Annotated in this window: 13 protein-coding genes and 1 pseudogene; 12 read left to right on the forward strand and 2 right to left on the reverse strand. The window is 46.8% G+C overall.

Annotation, left to right across the window (positions count from 1 at the left end; all coding sequences use genetic code 11):
- Positions 1-331: 331 nt before the first annotated feature.
- From CCU_RS14685 to CCU_RS04185, 3 genes are all read left to right on the forward strand, one after another.
- The gene (locus CCU_RS14685) at positions 332-895 is read left to right on the forward strand and encodes a histidine phosphatase family protein (protein ID WP_334290611.1); all 564 of its coding nucleotides are present in this window, start codon (positions 332-334) and stop codon (positions 893-895) included.
- Between the two features lie 282 nt (positions 896-1,177).
- A complete protein-coding gene (locus tag CCU_RS04180) occupies positions 1,178-1,888 on the forward strand; it encodes an ABC transporter ATP-binding protein (protein WP_022217259.1) in 711 nt (236 codons plus the stop codon).
- Between the two features lie 43 nt (positions 1,889-1,931).
- Positions 1,932-4,289, forward strand: coding sequence for an ABC transporter permease (locus CCU_RS04185; protein WP_015533683.1), 2,358 nt, complete (start codon positions 1,932-1,934; stop codon positions 4,287-4,289).
- 209 nt (positions 4,290-4,498) lie between these two features.
- Here CCU_RS04185 and CCU_RS04190 read toward each other — a convergent pair whose 3' ends face one another.
- Positions 4,499-5,353: a conserved repeat domain gene (locus CCU_RS04190; RefSeq protein WP_015533684.1), complete on the reverse strand. Its 855-nt coding sequence runs from the start codon at positions 5,351-5,353 to the stop codon at positions 4,499-4,501.
- A gap of 170 nt (positions 5,354-5,523) precedes the next feature.
- On the opposite strand from CCU_RS04190, the gene CCU_RS04195 reads away from it, so the two are divergent.
- The 8 genes from CCU_RS04195 to CCU_RS04230 all read left to right on the forward strand — a co-directional run bounded on the left by CCU_RS04195 (position 5,524) and on the right by CCU_RS04230 (position 18,258).
- Entirely contained in the window at positions 5,524-7,815 is a 2,292-nt protein-coding gene (locus tag CCU_RS04195) for a S8 family serine peptidase (RefSeq protein WP_208895979.1), read from the forward strand.
- A 15-nt stretch (positions 7,816-7,830) separates the two neighbouring features.
- On the forward strand, positions 7,831-9,957 hold the full coding sequence (locus CCU_RS04200) for a HelD family protein (RefSeq protein WP_015533685.1): 2,127 nt from the start codon (positions 7,831-7,833) through the stop codon (positions 9,955-9,957).
- Positions 9,958-10,343: 386 nt separating this feature from the next.
- Positions 10,344-10,925 carry a TetR/AcrR family transcriptional regulator gene (locus CCU_RS04205; RefSeq protein WP_243440852.1) on the forward strand — a complete coding sequence of 194 codons (582 nt, stop codon included), beginning with the start codon at positions 10,344-10,346 and terminating at the stop codon, positions 10,923-10,925.
- Between the two features lie 102 nt (positions 10,926-11,027).
- Positions 11,028-12,512 carry a DUF6937 domain-containing protein gene (locus CCU_RS04210; protein WP_015533687.1) on the forward strand — a complete coding sequence of 495 codons (1,485 nt, stop codon included), beginning with the start codon at positions 11,028-11,030 and terminating at the stop codon, positions 12,510-12,512.
- 17 nt (positions 12,513-12,529) lie between these two features.
- Positions 12,530-13,543, forward strand: a complete 1,014-nt coding sequence (locus CCU_RS04215) for an alpha/beta fold hydrolase (RefSeq protein WP_015533688.1) — start codon at positions 12,530-12,532, stop codon at positions 13,541-13,543.
- Positions 13,544-13,562: 19 nt separating this feature from the next.
- Positions 13,563-15,014 carry a glycoside-pentoside-hexuronide (GPH):cation symporter gene (locus CCU_RS04220; protein ID WP_015533689.1) on the forward strand — a complete coding sequence of 484 codons (1,452 nt, stop codon included), beginning with the start codon at positions 13,563-13,565 and terminating at the stop codon, positions 15,012-15,014.
- 194 nt (positions 15,015-15,208) lie between these two features.
- The gene (locus CCU_RS04225; RefSeq protein WP_015533690.1) at positions 15,209-17,698 is read left to right on the forward strand and encodes an alpha-galactosidase; all 2,490 of its coding nucleotides are present in this window, start codon (positions 15,209-15,211) and stop codon (positions 17,696-17,698) included.
- Between the two features lie 158 nt (positions 17,699-17,856).
- Positions 17,857-18,258: a Fur family transcriptional regulator gene (locus CCU_RS04230; protein ID WP_015533691.1), complete on the forward strand. Its 402-nt coding sequence runs from the start codon at positions 17,857-17,859 to the stop codon at positions 18,256-18,258.
- Positions 18,259-18,369: 111 nt separating this feature from the next.
- Here the strand turns inward: CCU_RS04230 and CCU_RS04235 are convergent, their stop codons facing one another.
- Positions 18,370-19,926 carry an asparaginase gene (locus tag CCU_RS04235; protein WP_015533692.1) on the reverse strand — a complete coding sequence of 519 codons (1,557 nt, stop codon included), beginning with the start codon at positions 19,924-19,926 and terminating at the stop codon, positions 18,370-18,372.
- A gap of 319 nt (positions 19,927-20,245) precedes the next feature.
- Between CCU_RS04235 and CCU_RS04240 the strand changes: the two are divergent.
- A pseudogene (locus CCU_RS04240) lies at positions 20,246-20,888 on the forward strand (sugar phosphate nucleotidyltransferase); the annotation flags it as partial.

Below are 20,888 nucleotides of genomic sequence, written 5' to 3' on the forward strand. Positions count from 1 at the left end.
CATGGAACCGGAGGAGATAGAACGTATACTTCTTGATTCTTCAGCCATACCGGTCATATTCCCTATGGAGACGATAGACAAGACAAAGTATTATGATGGAGGCTTCTTCCTTGGGGGAGATAATGTGCCAATACAGCCTCTTTATGATGAGGGCTACAGAAAATTTGTCGTGGTGCATCTCGATGAGAGGAAGACCGACAGATACGATGATGCAGAGATGATACATATATATCCGTCTATTCCTCTTGGTGGTGCCATAGATGGCATGCTTGACTTTTCGCCTGAAGGTGTTGAGAAGAGGATAACACAGGGATATGACGATGCAAAGGCGGTGCTTGTTGAGAAGTTTGGCCCAAGACTGTTCTTCACCCGCCATGGGCAGACCGTGTGGAATGTGGAAAACAAGATATGTGGAGCCACGGATATTGAACTCACAGAGCTTGGACATCAGCAGGCGGAGCAGCTTGGTGAGATGATAAAGAATGGAGATTATCACATAGATGAGATCCTGTATTCGCCTCTGGTCAGGGCTTCGGAGACGGCAAGACATATATCCGAGATAACAGGAATTCCTATGAGAGCCGAGGAGAGACTCCGTGAGCAGTGTTTTGGCAAATACGAGGGAACAGCCAGAAACGGCGCTATATTCGCCAAGGCGAAGACGCATTTTCTGGATCACTATGAGGGCGGAGAGACCATGGTTCATCTGTGTCAGAGGGTGTACAATTTGTTAGATGAGCTTAAGGCTGAGTCGGAAGATTCCGGGAAGACATATCTTCTGGTTGCCCACAATGGAATATCAAGAATAGTACAGTCGTATTTCAATGATATGACAAATGAGGAATTCGCAGCATTTGGCATAAAGAACTGTGAGATAAGAGAATATAGATTCTGATCGCCACATGTGTGGTATCAGATGTAAAAAAGAGAAAACAGCAGGCAGATCAATATGATGTGAATGTGGTTTTCTCTTTTTTTCTGGGATATCCCCAAATGCTCCTGTAAATGTGTATAAAAGAATACTTGATATTATTTATCACTAATATAGTTGACACAGAGCCTACATATGTGCTAATAAATATATGAACATATAATCATGCGTTTAAATATCAACGTACGGCATGAGAGCTATGCGATGCGTTTATGGAGAATATAAAATGTGGAAAAGGAGAGAATCATGGGAGACAACAGTTTTTTGAAGATCAGTGGGATAAAGAAAAGCTTCGGTTCAGGGGAGAACCGAACTGAGGTACTTAGAGGAATTGATTTTGAGGTCGCAAAGGGCGAGTTCTGTGTGCTGCTTGGCCCATCGGGGTCTGGCAAGTCAACTCTGCTCAATATCATAGGTGGGATCGACAGCCCGGATTCCGGTTATATCTCCATAGATGGAGAGAAGACAGGGGATATGGATGAGAAGACACTGACCAGATACAGGAGAAAGCATCTCGGTTATGTATTCCAGATGTATAATCTCATACCTAATCTCAATGTAAAGGAGAATGTGGAGGTTGGAGCATACCTTAGTGATAATCCTTTTGATGTTGATGATCTGTTAAAGACTCTGGGGCTTTATGAGCACAGACATAAGCTCCCAAATCAGCTGTCGGGTGGACAGCAGCAGAGGACCTCGATTGGAAGGGCAATCGTGAAGAATCCTGATATACTTCTCTGTGATGAGCCGACAGGTGCCCTTGACTACAACACTTCCAAGGAGATACTTAAGCTCATAGAGGATGTGAACCAGAAGTATGGCAACACAATAATCATGGTCACCCACAATGATGCCATCAAGAATATGGCGGACCGGACTGTGAAGCTCAGGGACGGCATGATAAGACGCAACATTGTAAATGAGAACAAGATATCCGCTGTAGAGCTTGACTGGTAATTGGGCAGACAGGGTAGATGTTCAATAGGAAAGGGGATCTGTTATGAGAAATCCATTGTGGAGAAGAATTCCAAAGGAACTGAAGGAAGAGCTTGGAAAATATATAGTCATATTCCTGTTCATGGTCATCACAACGGGAATGGTGTCGGGCTTCATGGTTGCAGGTGAGAGCATGAAGAAAACCTACGACAATACATTTGACAAATACAACGTGGAGGATGGACATTTTGATCTGTCGGATGAGGCGTCAGACAATATGAAGGGCAATATAGAGGATGAGGGCGTGAAGCTCTATGATATGTCGTATTATGAACTGCCTATGAGTAAGATCGGATCAGACTCTGATGGCAATAGTGGTAATGTGGAAGGCAATTCAGAGACAAAAGATGATACGGTGAATTCTGTAAATGATGCTGCAGATGATGGAGGAAGGACACTGAGGATATTCGCACCAAGACACGATGTAAATAAAATGTGCCTGATGGATGGTGAATTTCCTGTAGGAACTGATGAGATTGCCATTGACAGAATGTATGCGGTGAACAACGATATAGAGATCGGTGATGATATAAAAGCGGGTGACAAGGTATACAGCGTGTGCGGATTTGTGGCACTCTCCGACTACAGTACCATGTTCCAGAACAACAATGACACCATGTTTGATGCCACGATATTCGGAATTGCGGTTGTGTCAAATGAGGAATTTGATGATCTTCCGGAGAAAAATAAGACCTGGTCGTATTCATGGATGTACGATGATGGAATGCCGGATGAGGAGAACGATGAGAAAAAGCTGGCGGATGACCTTCTTGAGATTGTGTATACACAGGCGGTCATGAACGGCATTATGGTGGAGAACTACATTCCAAGGTATCAGAACCAGGCGATCAACTTTGCAGGGGATGATATTGGCAGTGATACAAATATGATGAAATGGTTTGAATACATCGTCATAGTTATACTTGCATTTATATTTGCGGTAACCATCAGCAACACTCTGACAAAGGAAGCGTCGGTTATTGGAACATTGAGGGCTTCAGGATATACGAAGGGCGAGCTGCTTATTCACTACATATCCCTTCCTGTCATAGTTACATTTATGGCATCAGTGGTGGGAAACGTGCTGGGCTATTCGGTGTTTAAGGATATGGGTGCGCAGCTTTACTATGGAAGCTATTCCCTCACTAAGTATGTGACGTATTGGAATGCCGATGCATTTGTGCTTACCACAGTCATACCTCTTATAATCATGATCGTTGTGAACCTGTTAGTGGTAAACAGCAAACTGAAGCTCTCACCACTGAGGTTCCTGAGGCATGATCTCAGCAGATCAAAGGGAAAGAAGGCGGTGAAGCTGCCTCACTGGAAGTTCATGACAAGGTTCAAGACCCGTGTCATACTTCAGAACATTCCAGGATATGTGGTCATGCTTCTTGGAATTTACTTCGCACAGGTTCTTCTGATGTTTGGACTTATGTTGAATCCTATGCTGAAGCACTATCAGAATGACATATTGGATAATATGGTAGCTGACCACCAGTATGTTCTGGATTCACAGGTGGAGACGGCAAATAATAATGCGGAAACCTACTGTATGAAGGCGCTAAGGACGACCGGAGATATAGATGATGAGATCATGGTGTATGGAATACACTCGGACAGTAAATATTTCCCGGTTAAGCTGGACGACGGAGATGTGCTGGTATCTGACAGCTACGCAGACAAATATGAGATAGTTGATGGCGACAAACTTGAGCTCAAGGAGAGCTATACTGATGACACATATGATCTTAAGGTGACGGGTTCTGTGGTGTATCCGGCAGCCCTTGCGGTGTTCGTGACAGAGGGTGATTTCAGAGAAATATTTGACAAGGACGAGGATTACTTCACCGGCTATTTCTCGAATGACAAGCTGACCGATATAGAGGATCATGTAGTGTCAGAGATCACAAAGGATGACATGATAAAGGTGTCCAGACAGCTAACCAAGTCCATGGGAGGTATGTTCTACATAGTGGTTGTATTTTCACTTGTTATGTTCATGCTTCTCGTATATCTGCTCACAAAACTAATAGTGGAGAAGAACACGGTGTCCATATCCATGGTTAAGATACTGGGATATGACACAAAGGAGATCAGTAAGCTGTATCTGTCATCCACAACTGTCATGGTTGCGGTGGTGACGCTGCTCGATATACTGCTCAGTTACCTGTCGATCAAGGTGATATACAGGGCAATGCTGATAGATATGCTAAGCGGCTGGATGCCGATATACATGGCACCATGGATATTCCCACTCATGTTCGTGCTCAGCTTTACCGGCTATCTGGTGATCTCACTGTTGCAGATGAAGAGGATAAAGAAGATTCCTATGGACGAGGCGCTCAAGAATGTGGAGTGATGTGTCAGGCTGTGTTCAGGTATTATGAAAAAAAGAGAAAATTTTGTGCTGTAAATCCCCCGAATCCCTGGAAAGGATACATGGATTAGAAGTTGTGTATCTTTTCAGTGGGAATCCGGGAGTTTGAGCACAAAATTTTCTTTTTTTGCTATTTTGTGGGAAATGTTCCCAAAGCTGTCAGGTTGTCGACCCGGACAAGCTTATGCCAGCTAGATGGTTCCTGTGACAGTCACGGTTGCCGTTCCCGGCGTTGTGGTGATGACTCCCGTGGCTGTATTCTGTGTGAATGTTGCTGCTGGAACAGTGATCTGTCCGGCAACTGTTGCGAACTCGCCTGTTGCTTCATTGTAGGTGTAGCTGGCTGGCGCTGTCCATGCATTTCCATTGTAGGTCACAGTGATTCCGGTGAGGATCGGATTGAAGGTATCTGTGATGATGACGTTGTCACTTGCGGATGCCTCGGTGTTGCCGTAGTTCTCTATAAGGAAGGTGTAAGTGATCTGACCATTCTCTGCAACTATGCTAGGACTCACAGACTTTGTGATGGCGAGATCGGGAGCTGCAACAGGGGAAATCGACTCAGTTGCAGTGACTGCGTTGGTAAGTCCTGCGCCGGTTACTGTAACAGTGTTGGTCACGGAATCCTCATTGCCTCTAGGTGTAAATTCATTTGTTGTTGTCTCATATATAATAGTAGCATTTCCGCCCGCTGGAACGGAGATTCCAGTGAGTGTCAGCGGAGCTGCAGCACCGACAGCCGGAGCGGCTACCAGAGTTCCATTGGTGTAGTATCTGATGGAATCCGGAATATATGTGAGAGGATATACTGTTGTATTTCCCACTGCATATGCTCCCAGATTATCTGTGAGAGACAGACCTGTGAGTGTGGTAGTTCCGGAATTGATGAGACTTATCACATACGTGATCTTATCCGGTGTTCGGTAGGTGTCCACCACAGCCGTCTTGGAGACTGTGAGGACTTCAATTATTTCTCCAGTTATGATATTGGAATTGGTGGATCCTCCGTTGTATGACAGAGTTGCCTGATTAGTGAATGTTGCCATTACTTTACCTCCGTATTGTGTTGTCAGAGGTTTATATACCTCTGATATAAAGTATGTGCTGTGGAGGCTTTGGGTTACAGATATTACTCACCATCTGCGGCACATTTATGTTATACTAAAAGATAACTATGTGGTTTAAAGAGCTGTTTTTATATACAGGAGGAATATAGGTGAGAAGGAAAAGGTGGTCGTACCTGATTGCCTGTGTGGTGCTAGCAGGTGGGCTGGCAGCGCCTGGCACATATACCAAGGTGTACGCGCAGGATTATGAAAATGTAGAATACGTAACCAGTGTGTCAGAGCTTAGAGATTCCATGGACGAAGCTGATGTGGTAAACTCGGCCGATGTGATGGATAGAGGAGCGGATGTCGACGCCACGGCAATGTACAGCAGTGAGTCAGCCGACATATACAGTCTTCGCAGGATCATATTGTATACAGATGAAGTGCCGGAGACTTATGGCGCGACAACAGTCATCTGTTATGACAAATACGATTACTATGTGCTTGGCTACGATACCGAGGAAGCGACGAAACAGGCATACGAAAAGCTTCAGGAAGAGTACGAGCCTGACAAATGTATGCTTGATCAGGTCATATATTCAGAAGATGTGCTGGCGGATTCAGATTTGGATTCAAATTCGTATGCTGCACAGCGGAACGTTGATGCCATGCTTGCTGCATCGGAGACATATAAGGCTGTAAGCTGGGGCACAAGGTACATGGGAATGGACAGACTCAAGGCGGAGGTGTCAGAGTACAAGCTGGATGCTAAGGTAAATGTGGCGGTTATAGACTCTGGGGTGAATTCCTCGGATACTCTGTTTGAAGGCAGGATAAATGAGGAAGACAGTATGAACTGCTGCGAGGGCGAAGACCGGAGCGACTACGGAGACAACATGGGACATGGAAGTCATGTGGCGGGTATAATAGCGGATGCGACACCGGACAATGTCCAGCTCACGATCATCAAATGTTTCACAAGCCAGGGAGCAACCACAGTGTCAACGGTACAGCAGGGAATCATGGCTGCGCTTGACAGCGGTGCGGACGTGATCAATATGAGCTTCTGCTTCTATGGTAAAAATGCAAGTGACAACACCAGGTCGATGCTTGACGAATTGTTAAAAAGTGCAAAAGAAGATGGCGTCATCATGTGTGTGGCAGCAGGCAATACGAACAGCACTGTGAACAACTGGGAGATCAGCGACGTGGAAGGTGTGTCATATCCTGCGGACAGCAGTGATGTGATAACAGTGTCGGGGCTTATGCAGAAGGCTGGAACGGAGGAGACAGCAGACAGGATTGCTGCAGATACGGTAGAGTTTGACGATGCATATTCCTACTATGGTGATGCGGTGGATTTTTCTGCTCCGGGAACTTATATAACATCGGCGTGGAAGACCGGAACGGATCACGGACATGTCAGTACAGGAACATCCATGGCGGCACCTCACATATCGGCTGCAGCAGCTTATGTGAAGATGGCAGAGCCGGAGCTTGACAGTAGTCAGTTGAAGAGCAGACTGATATCATATTCCGTGGATCTGGGAACAGCGGGAAAGGATAAATACTACGGTTACGGTTGTCCATACATGGCGGATTATTTTGCTAATACATTTGGCGGAAAACATCCGGAGACAAAGGTTGGAACCTGTGCGGTGGAAAGTCTTGGAAATGCGAAGGATGGACTGAGACTGTCGTGGACTTCGGCGGATAATGCAAGTGGGTATAAGATATACAGGAAAACTGCGACAAGCGCATACAAATGTATAGCTGAGATAAAAGGTTCAGGAGTCAGAACATACACTGACAAGACTGCGGCGGCTGGAATCAGATACAGATATGCGGTGAGGGGCGTGAACGGCACGGCCGAGGGACAGCCGGCGGCTACAAAGGCACTGGTCAGACTTACCCAGCCGAAGTACAACGTGAAGAATGCATATTCCGGCGTGAAGGTATCCTGGAACAAAGTAAAGGGCGCGAGTGGATACAAAATATACCGCAAGGCACCGGGGCAGAACGGATGGAAGCAGTACAAGGTGCTGTCAGCGGGAACGCTCACATTTGTCGATAAGAATGTGACTAATTACAGAAACTATACATACACGGTCAAGGCGTTCAAGGGTACTTCTGCAAGCTCGTATGATACTGCGGGGGTCAGGTTGTACAGGATGCCGGGATGCAAGGCGAAAACGGTCAGATCAAATTCCAGAAAGACGATGGAAGTAACATGGAACAAGGTCAGGTATGTCAGCGGGTATCAGATCCAGTACAGTACATCGTCGAAATTTGACAGATATAAGGTGGCAACGATAAATAAGTCCACAAAACTTAGACGCAGGATAAGCTCTCTGTTCTCAGGAAAATATTATTATGTGAGGATGAGAACCTACAGAAGAGTTGGCGGCAAGACCATTTATGGCGGCTGGAGCAGTGTACAGCGCGTAAAGGTAAAATAGTGAAAGGCAGATAAGATGGCAGAAAATAAGGATTTGGGAAAATACAAGATCTCCACGATGGAGGATGAAGAGGATTATTTTGACAATGTGGAGATGGAGCTCGACTACAGCATCAGTATAACTGAGGGCTCCATGGAGCTTGGAAAGGACAATATAAAGGAACAGAAGAAGTACATGCGTGACAGCCATGGAGACATGGACGACGAGGAGTTCCTGCAGAACATGCAGTCGGTGAACAATGATGAGGCATTCCTCAGAAGAGCTGCGAAGCGCCTGGAGGTGTATGAGCACCAGAAGAAGGTGCCGTACTTTGGCAAATTTGTATTCAAATATAAAGATGATGAAGAGTATCTCCCGGTATATGTGGGTATGAGCGGTTATCAGTCAGATATGAATGGGCAGCAGCTTGTGTACGACTGGAGAGCACCTGTATCCTCTATGTATTATGCTTATGAAAAGGGCCCGGCATCCTACAATGTCCATGTGGATGACATGGAAGATGACGAGTTTTCTGGAGACATAGTGGAGAAGAAACAGTTTCTGGTGTCAAATGGCAGACTTAAAGACGCGGTGGATACTGACTCCAACATCAACGACGCCATATTGCTGGAGGCCCTTGGCGGCAACAGTGGTGTGAAGATGAAAAATGTGGTGGCTACCATACAGAAGGAGCAGGATGCGATCATAAGAAACCGCACGGCATATAACCTTATAGTGGACGGCCGCGCCGGAAGCGGTAAGACGGTCATCGCCATGCACAGACTGGCGTGGCTGTTGTACAACTACAAGACACTTGAGAGTGACAATGTCATGATACTGTCTCCAAACAGTATATTTGGCGATTATATATCAGAGGTTCTCCCGGAGCTCGAGGAGAACAGTGTGCCTGAGAAGGAATTTGACAGTCTGCTTGAGGAGCTTCTTTTCATAGAGGAGGAATATGAGAGCAAGCTGGATCAGTCGGAGTTCATTATAGACAGCGGCGATCAGGACAACCAGAGGATGAGAAATATCAAGGTCAAGTCGTCCATCTCTTTCTACGACAGTTTCAATGAGTATCTGGACAGGTATGTGTCAGGTATAAAGTTCAGAAATTTCCACTATCAGAAGGTGGAGTATACAGGCGAGGATATAGCTGCCATGTTCAATGGAAGATTTGCAAGAAAGCCTGTGTATGAGAGATTCGAGAACATAGCATACTTCATAGTAGACAGGGTGGAGGATAATTCACCAAAGGAGTTCCCGGACGAGAAGAAGCGTAATCTGGCAAGGCAGATACAGAAGCAGATGGTAAATTTATTTGCAGAGAGGAATCTGGTTGAGCTGTATGTTGGATTCCTGGCGGAGATGGAGAAGAAATATCCGGGTATATCGGAGTACAGAAATGAATATGGAAAGATATGCTATGAGGATATCCTTCCTATACTTTACCTGCAGGTGTATTTCTACGGATGTCATTCCTACAACAATATCAAGCACCTCGTCATAGATGAGATGCAGGATTACAATATATTCCAGTATGCGGTGATAGACAGGGTGTTTGGCTGCAAGAAGACTATCCTCGGCGACAGGTATCAGGTGCTCTTCTATGATCCTGAGGAGACTGTTGTGGATGTTCTGACGAAGATATTTGCAAAGAGGAACGGACAGGGCGGCTATGAGCTCAAGGAGCTGTTCGCGTCGTACAGATCCACGGCGGAGATCACCGAGTTCTGCAACGGTATACTTGGCGGAGAGGGCGTAGGCGGCAACACTGTGGAGAGACACGGCAGGGTGCCTGAGGAGATACAGTGTGAGTCACTGGATGAAGCTGTGGAGTTCATAAATGACAAGCTGAGCTACGGAGACATGGACGCCTACGACAACATAGCTATCCTGACAAATGACGAGGCTGATGCCTACGAAGTGTACAAGCAGCTTTCGGAGTACACCGAGGTGACGCTCATCACCAATCAGTCGGTTGTCTATGCGGGCGGTGTGGTTGTACTTCCAAAGTTCCTTGCAAAGGGAATGGAGTTCGATGCAGTGTACGTCATGACGGACGGAACCTACGACGGAAGCATGGTCACAAGACATGCGCACTATATAGCCTGTACGAGAGCACTCCATGAGCTGTATGTGCTTGATGTGGAGCAGCCATAGGAGTGATACAAAGACAGAAATATTATATCTAGAAATATTTTTCGGGAAAATCGCGATTCCAACTGAACATATATGATGTACTATACGGCATTTCCGCTTTGGGAGATGCCGTATTTTTTATTGTTGCTATATGGCAGATGGTACGCCTGAGCAGAAATGTAATTGTGAGTGTCAGAACTCTGTAAATTATTCGCCGGCCAATAATTGAGATTTGTGTTGATTGTGCAAAAATTATACATAAATAGAGATAACACATTTTTATTGTTGCAATATCTACAAAGAAATGTTATTATTAAGGAAACGGGGAAACTAAAAATAGTTTCTGAGTTTCCTGAACGGGAAGTATGTACAGGAAGCTGACAGACACGGATGGACAGGAGGGAGTTATGGACGGAGAAGCACAGCAGCAGCTTAAATTGAGGATATATGAGGCGACCATAGAGGAGTTCCGGGAGAAAGGGTTCAAATTCACCATGGACGATATGGCAAGGCGACTTGGAGTGAGCAAGAAAACCATATATCAGGTCGTCAGGGACAAGGAATCATTGTTCTTTGACACGGCGACATATATATACGAGCAGATCAAGAGAAGTGAGCAGGCGGTCATGGATGACGACCGCCTGACCACTGTGGAGAAGATAAAGGCGATACTCATAGCCATGCCGGACAGCTACAGCGAGCTGGACTGGAGGCAGATATACCAACTGGAGAATTCATATCCACGGATATTTGCCAGGGTGAGAGTAATGATGGAGCAGCAGTGGGATAATACCATAGAACTCCTGAAGCGCGGAATTGACGAGGGTGTTATAAGGAACATTCCGATTCCAGTCATCAAGACCATGTTCGAGGCCACACTTGAGAAATATATGGAGACTACAGTCCTGATAGACGCGGGACTTACATTTGACGAGGCGGTGCAGTATACACTTGATGTACTTATGGATGGCATATCCTGTAAGGAGTAGGAATCGCTATGAATGAAGTGATTATATGGAATTGATGTCCACGGCCGGTTTCATTCACCGGGGCGAGATGGGCGGTATATATAAAAGACAGGAGGTTGTGTTATGGGTAAGAGATCTGAGGTTGTATTTGGCAACAGGATGAGCAGTCAGGTCGTCAAAAAGGCGGAGAACTCCAAAGAGAGATTTGTAAAAAGATTCGGTGATGACAGTGACGTGGATTATCCTCTTGCAGTTGTGAAGAATCCGTATATTGGAGATACTCTCGGTGTCTCCAATATTGTGATCGACGGCGGAGTCGGTGATGATATACCGGATGGCGGCCGGGAGGAATTTGACAGGGACAAAGGAATCATAGTTGGCAATATCAGGATGGGGTTCGGACATTACAGAATATCCATGGCGATAGCGTCTGCAGCGAATCATCTGGGATACAAGCCGTACTGGATGGATCTCAATTCCTACAGTGAGACCACGGGAGGAAAGGTTATTGAGGCACAGAATAAGCTCTATTCCATGGGATCCAGGATATCGGGAAAGAGCAAGGTTTTCAACAAAGCAGTGTGGGAGCCGATGAACTATGAGGGTTTCAGGAAGCTGTCATACAATGCCTCGGATCAGATGAATGCGGAGCTTATGACACCGGTGTTTAGGAATGTTCCAAAGGATATCCCACTTGTGGCTACACATGTGTGGCCGGCTCAGGCGGCGGTTCATGCAGGAATGAAACATGTGGTGAATGCAATCCCTGACAACTGGCCTATGGCGCTCCACCTTGCGGAGGGAAGCCTTCACACGGTTCAGACCAGATCGGCATACCTCGGATACAGGACACTGAATGGCATGCAGGGCGACGAGGTGCTTAAGCCTATGCCCAGCGATTCAATCAGATACGTTGGACACTATATAGACCATGAGCTGGTGGCAGCCATAGAGGAGGACTGCGACAGGAGAATAGAGAGAAGAAAGAAAAAGGCACCGATGCGTTTCCTTCTCACCATAGGAGGTGCCGGAGCACAGAAGGATATATTTGCAGCTATCATCAGGACGGCGCTTACCAGTGTGAAGAAGGGCAACATGGTCCTGTATGTAAATGTGGGCGACTACATGAACGTGTGGGAAGAGCTGGTGAGAGAGATACCCGCCATGGAGAGCCTTGTCACTACACATTTCGATGACTGGAGCGACACCACAGCATTTGCGGATAAGGCTCTTAAGGAAGAGGTGTACGGAATACACGCATTTTGCCATGAGAATATATATGAGGCTGTGTACTGCACCAACCTTCTCATAAGAAGCTGTGATGTACTCATAACGAAGCCGTCTGAGCTGGCCTTTTATCCAGTTCCAAAGCTGTTCATCAAGAGAGTTGGCGGGCATGAGCAGTGGGGGGCGATACACTCGGCGGAGATCGGAGATGGAACACTGGAGTGCCGTGATATACCGCACACTCTACAGATGATGAAGCTGTTCATGCAGGATGACAGCATACTCACAGATATGTGTGAGAACATAAAGCGGAACAAACTGGATGGAATATACGACGGAGCGTATGAGGTCGTAAAACTGGCGATGGATATGAAGAACTGAGAATGGAGGGTTAAATTATGTATAAGGTAAAGAAGAAAGAGACATTTATACCATCATCAAATGGCAAGGACAAGCTGCATGTCATCGTGTGGGAGCCACAGGGCGAGGTGCGGGCGATACTTCAGATATCACATGGAATGATAGAGCTGATAGACAGGTACGACGAATTTGCGAGATATCTTGCTGCGAAAGGCTTCGTAGTTGCAGGAAATGATCATCTGGGACATGGACTCACGGCGGCAAATATGGATGAACTTGGATATATGAATGCCTACGATGCGAGCAAGGCAATAGTCGCGGATCTTCATAGAGTCACTAGAAGTCTGAAGAAGGCATACAAAGGAGTACCGTTCTTCCTGATGGGACACTCCATGGGTTCATTTATGGCGAGACGATACATGAGTGACTACGGCTGGGATCCAAAATATCCGTCACCTTACACGGAGGGCTCAAGTGTGGACGGCTTTATCTGCATGGGAACTGGAAGCATGCCTGAGTATATGCTGCAGATCGGAAGACTTGTGTTGGAGCTTGAGAAGAGTCAGCACGGCGAGAGATACAGAAGTACCCTCATGGAAGTGTTGGCATTTGGAACATACAACAGGGGTATCCCGAAAACCACTATCGTGGACGGTGAGGTGAGAAAGAGGACGAATAAAGACTGGGTGAGCCGTGACCCGAAGCGCGTGGATGCATATGTGGATGATCCGCTGTGCCAGTTCTCATTTACCCTGAAGGGCTACGAGACGCTGTTCAATACACTCCACTATATACAGGAGGACAGGAACATAGCGAAAATACCGAAGAATGTGCCGGTTCTGTTTGTGTCCGGTGACAGGGATCCTGTTGGACATTACGGCAGGGATGTTCTGAAGCTCTACGAGTTATACCACAAGAGAGTTTCGCACAATGTGGCATGCTATCTGTATGAGGACTGCAGACACGAGATACTGAATGAGCTGTGCAGGGATAAGGTATTTGACGATATTGACAAGTGGCTTGAGACAAGGCTTGCAGATATAAAAGGTTAGGCCTTTAAGGAGGTTATATATGGGAGAAAATTCACAGGATAATACACAGAACGGCGCACCTGCGGGCGGCCTTCAGAAAAAGACAAAGATAGCCTACGGAGTAGGGGCCGTGGGAAAAGACATGGTGTATATGCTGGTAGCCAGCTATATACTGTACTACTACAATTCTGTGCTTGGTGTCAGCTCAGTGTTCATAGGAACAGTGCTGATGGTGGCGAGAGTGTTTGATGCATTTAACGATCCTATCATGGGTATCGTGGTGGCAAAGACCAGAAGCAGATGGGGAAGGTTCAGACCGTGGATATTCTCGGGAACCGTGCTGAACGCGGTTGTCCTCTATGCGATGTTCGCCGTGCCGGAAAGCATGGGAGCTGGTGGGATGAAGGTGTTTCTGACAGTGACATATTTCCTGTGGGGAATCACATACACGTTGATGGATATTCCGTACTGGTCCATGATCCCGGCCATCACTGAGCCGGGCAAGGAGAGGGAGAATCTGTCTGCACTTGCAAGATCCTGCGCGGGCGTGGGTTCTGCCATCCCTACTGTACTTACTATGATAGTAGTTCCAGCCATCAGCGGCGCAGCCCTGGCGGCGGACAAGCTGAAGATCACGGATTACCGCATCGGCTTCAAGTGGTGGGCTCTTCTGGTTGCAGTGGTGTTCGTCATCTCGGAGGCTATTTGCGTGGCAAATGTAAAGGAGAAGGGTGACACAGTAGTGGAGTCCCATGGCATAGGTGAGATGTTCCATTCGCTGGTGACAAATGACCAGGCTCTGGCGGTGGTCATCACCATCGTGCTCGTAAACTCTGCACTCTATATAACAAGCAACCTGCTCATATATTTCTTCACATATGACATAGGAAGTGAGAGCGGATATGCGCTGTTCTCCGCATTTGGCGGCGGTGCGCAGATACTTGCTATGATGCTGTTCCCGCTCTTTAGAAAGAAGATGTCCAAGAGAAAGCTGTTTGTACATTCGGTAGTATATGAGATCGTCGGATATGTGATGCTGCTTGCCTGCAGCCTTGCCGGTGTTACCCGTATGACGGTGGGCGGAGTGCCTTGTTGGTACGTTCTGTTCATCCCGGGACTTCTGGTATTTGCGGGAAGCGGACTTCTAAATGTGCTGATAACCGTGTGTCTTGCCGACAGCATAGACTACGGAGAGTACAAGAATGGGCAGAGAGATGAGAGCGTCATATGCTCCATGCAGACATTTGTAGTAAAGCTTGCATCGGGAGTTGCAGTGTTCTTTGCCGGACTTGCGATCAAATGGGTCGGACTTATCCAGCCGGCAGATGGAACATCGGAAGTCATAGAGCAGAGCACAGGAACTCTCATGGGACTTTCCATGATGATGACGGTCGTTCCGATAGTCCTTCTCATCATAGGACTTGTATTCTTCATCAGGAAATACAAGCTGACCGAGGAGAGGATGCAGGAGATCATGACGAATCTTAGATAGGAGGAACCGCTATGAACGAAGTTCATACTCGGAATCGGTTCCGACGACCTGCCCCGCTCGCATGTGCGAGAGGGGCAATACATATTATTAGGAGGAACCGCTATGAACGAAGTTCATACTTGGAATCGGTTCCGACGACCTGCCCCGCTCGCTTATGCGAGGGGGGCGATACATATTAGATAGGAGGAACCGCTATGATCAGATATATAGAAGAACATCAGGTATTCATACTGGAGACAAAGTCGACGCAGTATGCCATGTGCGTGCGCCCGGATGGACACCTTGAGCACCTGTACTACGGTGGCAGGAGTCTGGACTGCGGAGATCAGAATATTGTGGGACTTTGGGATGTGGCACATGACCGCAGCCTGTTCGAGACCGGCAATGCCATAGCGCTGGATGGTGGACTTACCTTAGAAAGTCTGCTACAGGAACTGTCGTCAACCGGCAAGGGGGATGTCAGCGAACCATTTGTCTGTATGACCCATGCAAATGGCAGTACGACCTGCGACTTTGTGTACGAATCATACGAGATAAAAAACGGCAGGGATGAGCTTGAAGGACTTCCGTGTGCGGTGGAATATCATAGGGGGACAGATGGCAGATTCAACACAGTAAATGAGCAGCAAGGCACAGAAGTGGGAAGCGGTGTGGCTGGTGGATTGCAGAGCATACAAGCATATGAGCGACAGAATACAGCGGGCGAGGTAACACAGCTCACCATAACCCTCCGGGACAAATTCTACAGACAGAAGCTTGAGCTAATATATGTCACATGGGATGACTGCGACGTGATAACCAGAAGTGCCCGCCTGACAAATGAAAGCGATGACGTGGAGCGGGTGGACAGACTTATGTCCATGCAGTTTGATATGAGAATGTATCAGGAATATGACATGATACATTTCGGAGGAGCCTGGGCGAGGGAAATGCACAGATCAGTGCACCCTGTAAGGCAGGGAAGAGTGTCTGTCTCATCGTCGACCGGAACCTCGGGCAGCAGGGCCAATCCGTTCTTCATGGTGGTTGAGCACGGCAGTTCAGAGGAACACGGTGAGTGTTACGGCTTCAATCTCATATATTCAGGAGACCATATGGAGAGCTGTGAACAGAATTCATATGGACGTATGCGTATACTCAGCGGCATCAATCCGGAAGGATTTTCATTTGCGCTTGAGCCGGGACAGTCATTCCAGTCGCCGGAGGCGGTCATGACATATTCAGATTCAGGATTTGGCGGTGTCAGCAGTCATATGCATGCATTTGTCAGAAGACATATAGTCAGAGGCCACTGGGCGGACCGGGAGAGGCCTGTTCTGCTGAATAGCTGGGAGGCCGCATACTTTGATATAAATGAGAAGAAGCTGCTGAAGCTTGCAAAAGAGGCAAAGAAGTGCGGCATAGAGCTGTTCGTCATGGATGACGGCTGGTTCGGACACAGGGACAATGACACATCCTCACTTGGAGACTGGCAGGAGAACCGCAGCAAGCTTCCGGGCGGAGTGAAGCAGCTTGCGGACAAGATAAATGCACTTGGACTTGACTTTGGCATATGGGTAGAGCCGGAGATGGTGAACGAGGACAGTGATCTCTACAGGGCACACCCAGAGTGGGCGGTCAGAGTGCCGGGACAGAGCCATGCCGAGGGGCGTCATCAGATGATTCTGGATCTCACCAATAAGGATGTGAGAGACCATATAGTGGAAGCCATGACAAATGTGTTCTCATCTGCCAATATATCGTATGTTAAGTGGGATATGAACAGGATTATGTCTGACCGCTACAGTCAGACGCTGCCGCCTGACAGGCAGAGTGAATTTGGACACAGATATGTGCTTGGACTCTACGACATCATGGGAAGACTCACGGAGCGTTTCCCTGAGATATTGTTTGAGGGATGTGCCGCCGGGGGAAACAGATTCGATCTCGGCATACTGTGCTATATGCCGCAGATATGGGCAAGTGATGACACGGATGCCAGGGAGAGGCTTGAGATACAGACGGGATACAGCTATGGTTATCCTATGTCGGTAGTCAGCAGTCACGTGTCCGGATGCCCGAATCACCAGACACTCAGAGTCACCCCGCTTGAGACGAGATTCGGAGTGGCGGCATTTGGCGTGCTGGGCTATGAGTGCAATCTGTGCGATATGAGGAAGAAAGATCTGGAGGCAATAGAAGAGCAGGTGGAGTTCTACAAGAGACACAGGCGCACATTTCAGTTCGGCGAATATCACAGGATCGAGAATGGCACAGTGTCAGATCTCCGGAGGAATGTGTACCAGTTCATGACGGTTTCCCAGGATGGCTCCGAGGCGGTGTCCTGTTATTATGAGGGGCAGGTGATACCGAATTACACTTACAAGCATATGCGGACTAAGGGACTTGACGAGAATGCAGTTTATGTCATGGAGGGCAGAAGCCTGCAGTACAGCGTAAAGCTCATGGGAGATCTCATCAACACTGTTACGCCGGTGCATGTGAAACCTGATTCCCTGACCCAGAGTGCGATAGACAAGGTGGTAAAGCTTCAGGGCGAGAAGGAATATGTAAAGGCGTCCGGTGCAGTGTTTAACCGCGTTGGAGTGAACCTTGCTCCGAACTTTGCGGGAACTGGCTACAACGACCAGACCGCTCTCTGGACAGAGCATGGACTGAGGTTATATACCTTCACCAGACAGTGATATATATGATCACATGCAAATGCTCATATATGGAATTGAATCACAGGAAAAACTTACATTATAAAAATAGTGGAAATAATATATGGAATGTGTTATCTTACTCTTATAGAGAAGCGTTCCTAATAGAAAATGATAAATACCAGAAGGAGGACTATACAATGAGTGAGAAGCGTAACACATGGCAGAAACAGGTCATATACTCTGTTATAAAGGAGCTCAAGACTCATCCTACAGTCCAGAGTCTGATAGATGAACTGGAAAAGAGAGGATATAAGATAGGCAAATCAACTGTGTATAGGGTGCTCTCTGATGCGGTTGATGAGGGAATTGTCATGAATGTGTATTCAGGGGACAAGATGGAGCATTTTGATGGCAATACCGAGAATCACTATCACATACGCTGCAAGGTATGTGACAGGATATTTGACAGTGAGCTTCCATACCAGGATTCCATCACACAGATGGGCGTGGAGGCGGACAGCGATTTCGTCATACTGTCACACAACCTAGAATTCATCGGGATATGTCCATCCTGTAAGGACAGCCTGAAAAGTCTGTGATGGGGAAATGCAAAAGACCGGTACACATAAACGCATATTGTATGCGGTGTATGTGTACCGGCCTTTTTGTATGTGCAGGCAATGCCAAGAGCCTGTATCTTATCTGCTCTGTCAGTCTCTCTTTTTCTGTGAAATGATATTTGCAGATTTTATTTCCTTCTTTATAAATTCAGGAATCGCGGAATTGCCTTTCTGGTCAGATTCAGGTGTGTCCGGCTGCGCCTCAACTGTATGTGAGTTTACACTTATAGGATCCACGCGTGGATTGCTGATAAATGTCTTGTTGGCCGAAGGCTTTACAACTGTCATTCCGAGGATGGACTTCTTGTTGCGAAACTCTCTTTCCTCCTCTGGTGTGCGCTCAGGGGCGGCATCCACCAGATTGCCGTCTCCGAAAAGGTCTATCTCAAAGCTGCTGTCATTTTCCTCCTGCTCATCATCCGTATCGTCATCCAGCGCATCTGTAATTATCGGTTCTGCGTGGATGGAAGTATCCGTATCGTCGTCTGCAAATGCACTGTCGAGATCAGGATCGTATTCATCAGCAAATGCGCTGTCAAGATCAGGGTCATATTTTTCATCTGATTCAGTGTCGCCAAATTCAGAATCGGAGTCGACATACTCCTCAGGCTTCTCAAAAAATGTAGGATCTATATCGAGCTTGAAGTCGACCTCTGAGTGACCCACTTCAATGCCGCAGTCGTTGAACAGCTTGGTCGTGTAGCAGTTTTTCAGCTTCTCGATGAGTTCAGTGTTTTCGTACTTGAGCTGTTCGAGTATGTTTGCGATTATCATTCCCTGATATTCATCCGTCCATCCGTCCTCAAGCTTTACTGCGATACCGAGCTTCATGCTCTTTATCGCCATACAGATAACACCCCTGGAGCCGTCCTTCATTATGAGGTCAGGATTCTGGTTGATATAATATGAAGGTGTTCCGTAATCGTTGATCTTCTCAGGATATTTGTGGATGCATGAGAAGTTGTAGTCTATAGTCTCCCGGAGTTCGTTTGACAGGCTGAATGGATCCATGAGCTTTGCGTAGGACATGGCGATGCTTCTAAGTGGCAGTGCAAATACCGGAACTCCACAGCCGTCTATGCCGAGCCCGATCTTGAATGTAGGGGTCTGGCTGAGCATGGATATGAAATTGATTATCTGCTGCTGTACAGGGGAATCCTTGAGCTGATAGCCGTCCGGCTTACCGGTGAGCTCTCTCTGGAGCAACATAAGGCTGAAATGTTTTCCCGAGCAGCAGTGCTGAAGTTTGCTTTGTCCCTGCCTTGGGTGGAGCTTTGACCTGTCGGTGAGCTTTGCCGCCAGCGCTGAAGCTGATGTGGAAGCGCATGGCTTCATGATCATGTCATCGGGATTCAATCCTGTCTTGCGCGAGATCTCCTCCAGCACAAATATATGATGGTTGCTTCCCCAGTGGGAAGAGTTGAACATGGCAACATCCTCGTCGGTGAGGTTGAACCTTCTGTGAAGTCCTGCCAGCAGTGTAGGCAGCACCTGTATAGGCTTGCTTGCGGAACGCATGAAAGTCTGTTTCTCTATGTCGCCAAGGTAGGCGATTGTATCTCCTGTGGATGACACAACTGCGATGGAGCCGCGGTGTGCATTCTCAACAATATTTCCACGGTATTCTTTTACTAATATCTCTGACATATATTCAACACCTCATTTGTATTTTGTATGATTTTCTTCCGATATAGTCATTATATGAAAAAGATATCCGTTTGCAAAATGAAAATTACATAATATATAAGAAAAATATGAGAAATGTAATTGAGTGTAAGTAAGTAATAACTAAAAAATATCGCCTGATACTGACAAAATACATCATTTGTCATATATACCCTGAGTAAAAAATGTTTAAAAAAATCGAAAAATGCGCATTTTTTTTGTGAAAATGCATAAAAAACTTTGATTATTATAAAAAGGATGGTATAATGTCTTTATAATTTTGCATGGAGAGGTGACTTACATGATTAAAAAAGAAATGATCGCCATGCTCCTTGCTGGTGGACAGGGCAGCCGTCTTGGGGTTCTTACATCCAAGCTTGCCAAGCCAGCGGTAGCATTTGCGGCAAATACAAGATAATCGATTTCCCACTGAGCAACTGTATCAACTCGGGGATTGACACAGTAGGTGTACTTACACAGTACAGACCACTCAGACTTAACCAGCATATCGGAATCGGCATTCCTTGGGATCTCGATAGAAACATTGGTGGTGTCACAGTGCTTCCACCATACGAGAAGAGCAACAACAGCGAGTGGTACACAGGTACTGCCAACGCTATCTACCAGAACATAGAGTTCATAGATTATTACAATCCAGACTATGTTCTCATACTTTCCGGTGATCATATCTACAAGATGGATTATGAACACATGCTTGACTATCACAAGTCCATGAATGCGGATGTGACACTTGCCACATACCAGGTTCCATGGGAGGAGGCAAGCAGATTCGGAGTAGTTATAACGAATGATGACGGCATTATCTCAGAGTTTGAGGAGAAGCCGGAGAACCCAAGAAGCAACAAGGCTTCCATGGGTATATACATATTCAACTGGAAGATCCTCCGCGAGGCACTTGTTACCATGAAGGATCAGCCGGGATG

The sequence above is a fragment of the Coprococcus sp. ART55/1 genome (assembly GCF_000210595.1).
GTDB classification, from domain to species: Bacteria; Bacillota; Clostridia; order Lachnospirales; family Lachnospiraceae; genus Coprococcus; species Coprococcus aceti.

Coding starts and splice junctions, on each gene's coding strand:
- CCU_RS04185 (WP_015533683.1), top strand. CDS start 1,932: ATGAGAAATCCATTGTGGAGAAGAATTCCAAAGGAACTGAAGGAAGAG.
- CCU_RS04220 (WP_015533689.1), top strand. CDS start 13,563: ATGGGAGAAAATTCACAGGATAATACACAGAACGGCGCACCTGCGGGC.
- CCU_RS04205 (WP_243440852.1), top strand. CDS start 10,344: ATGGACGGAGAAGCACAGCAGCAGCTTAAATTGAGGATATATGAGGCG.
- CCU_RS04190 (WP_015533684.1), bottom strand. CDS start 5,353: ATGGCAACATTCACTAATCAGGCAACTCTGTCATACAACGGAGGATCC.
- CCU_RS04225 (WP_015533690.1), top strand. CDS start 15,209: ATGATCAGATATATAGAAGAACATCAGGTATTCATACTGGAGACAAAG.
- CCU_RS04200 (WP_015533685.1), top strand. CDS start 7,831: ATGGCAGAAAATAAGGATTTGGGAAAATACAAGATCTCCACGATGGAG.
- CCU_RS04230 (WP_015533691.1), top strand. CDS start 17,857: ATGAGTGAGAAGCGTAACACATGGCAGAAACAGGTCATATACTCTGTT.
- CCU_RS04180 (WP_022217259.1), top strand. CDS start 1,178: ATGGGAGACAACAGTTTTTTGAAGATCAGTGGGATAAAGAAAAGCTTC.
- CCU_RS04210 (WP_015533687.1), top strand. CDS start 11,028: ATGGGTAAGAGATCTGAGGTTGTATTTGGCAACAGGATGAGCAGTCAG.
- CCU_RS04235 (WP_015533692.1), bottom strand. CDS start 19,926: ATGTCAGAGATATTAGTAAAAGAATACCGTGGAAATATTGTTGAGAAT.
- CCU_RS04215 (WP_015533688.1), top strand. CDS start 12,530: ATGTATAAGGTAAAGAAGAAAGAGACATTTATACCATCATCAAATGGC.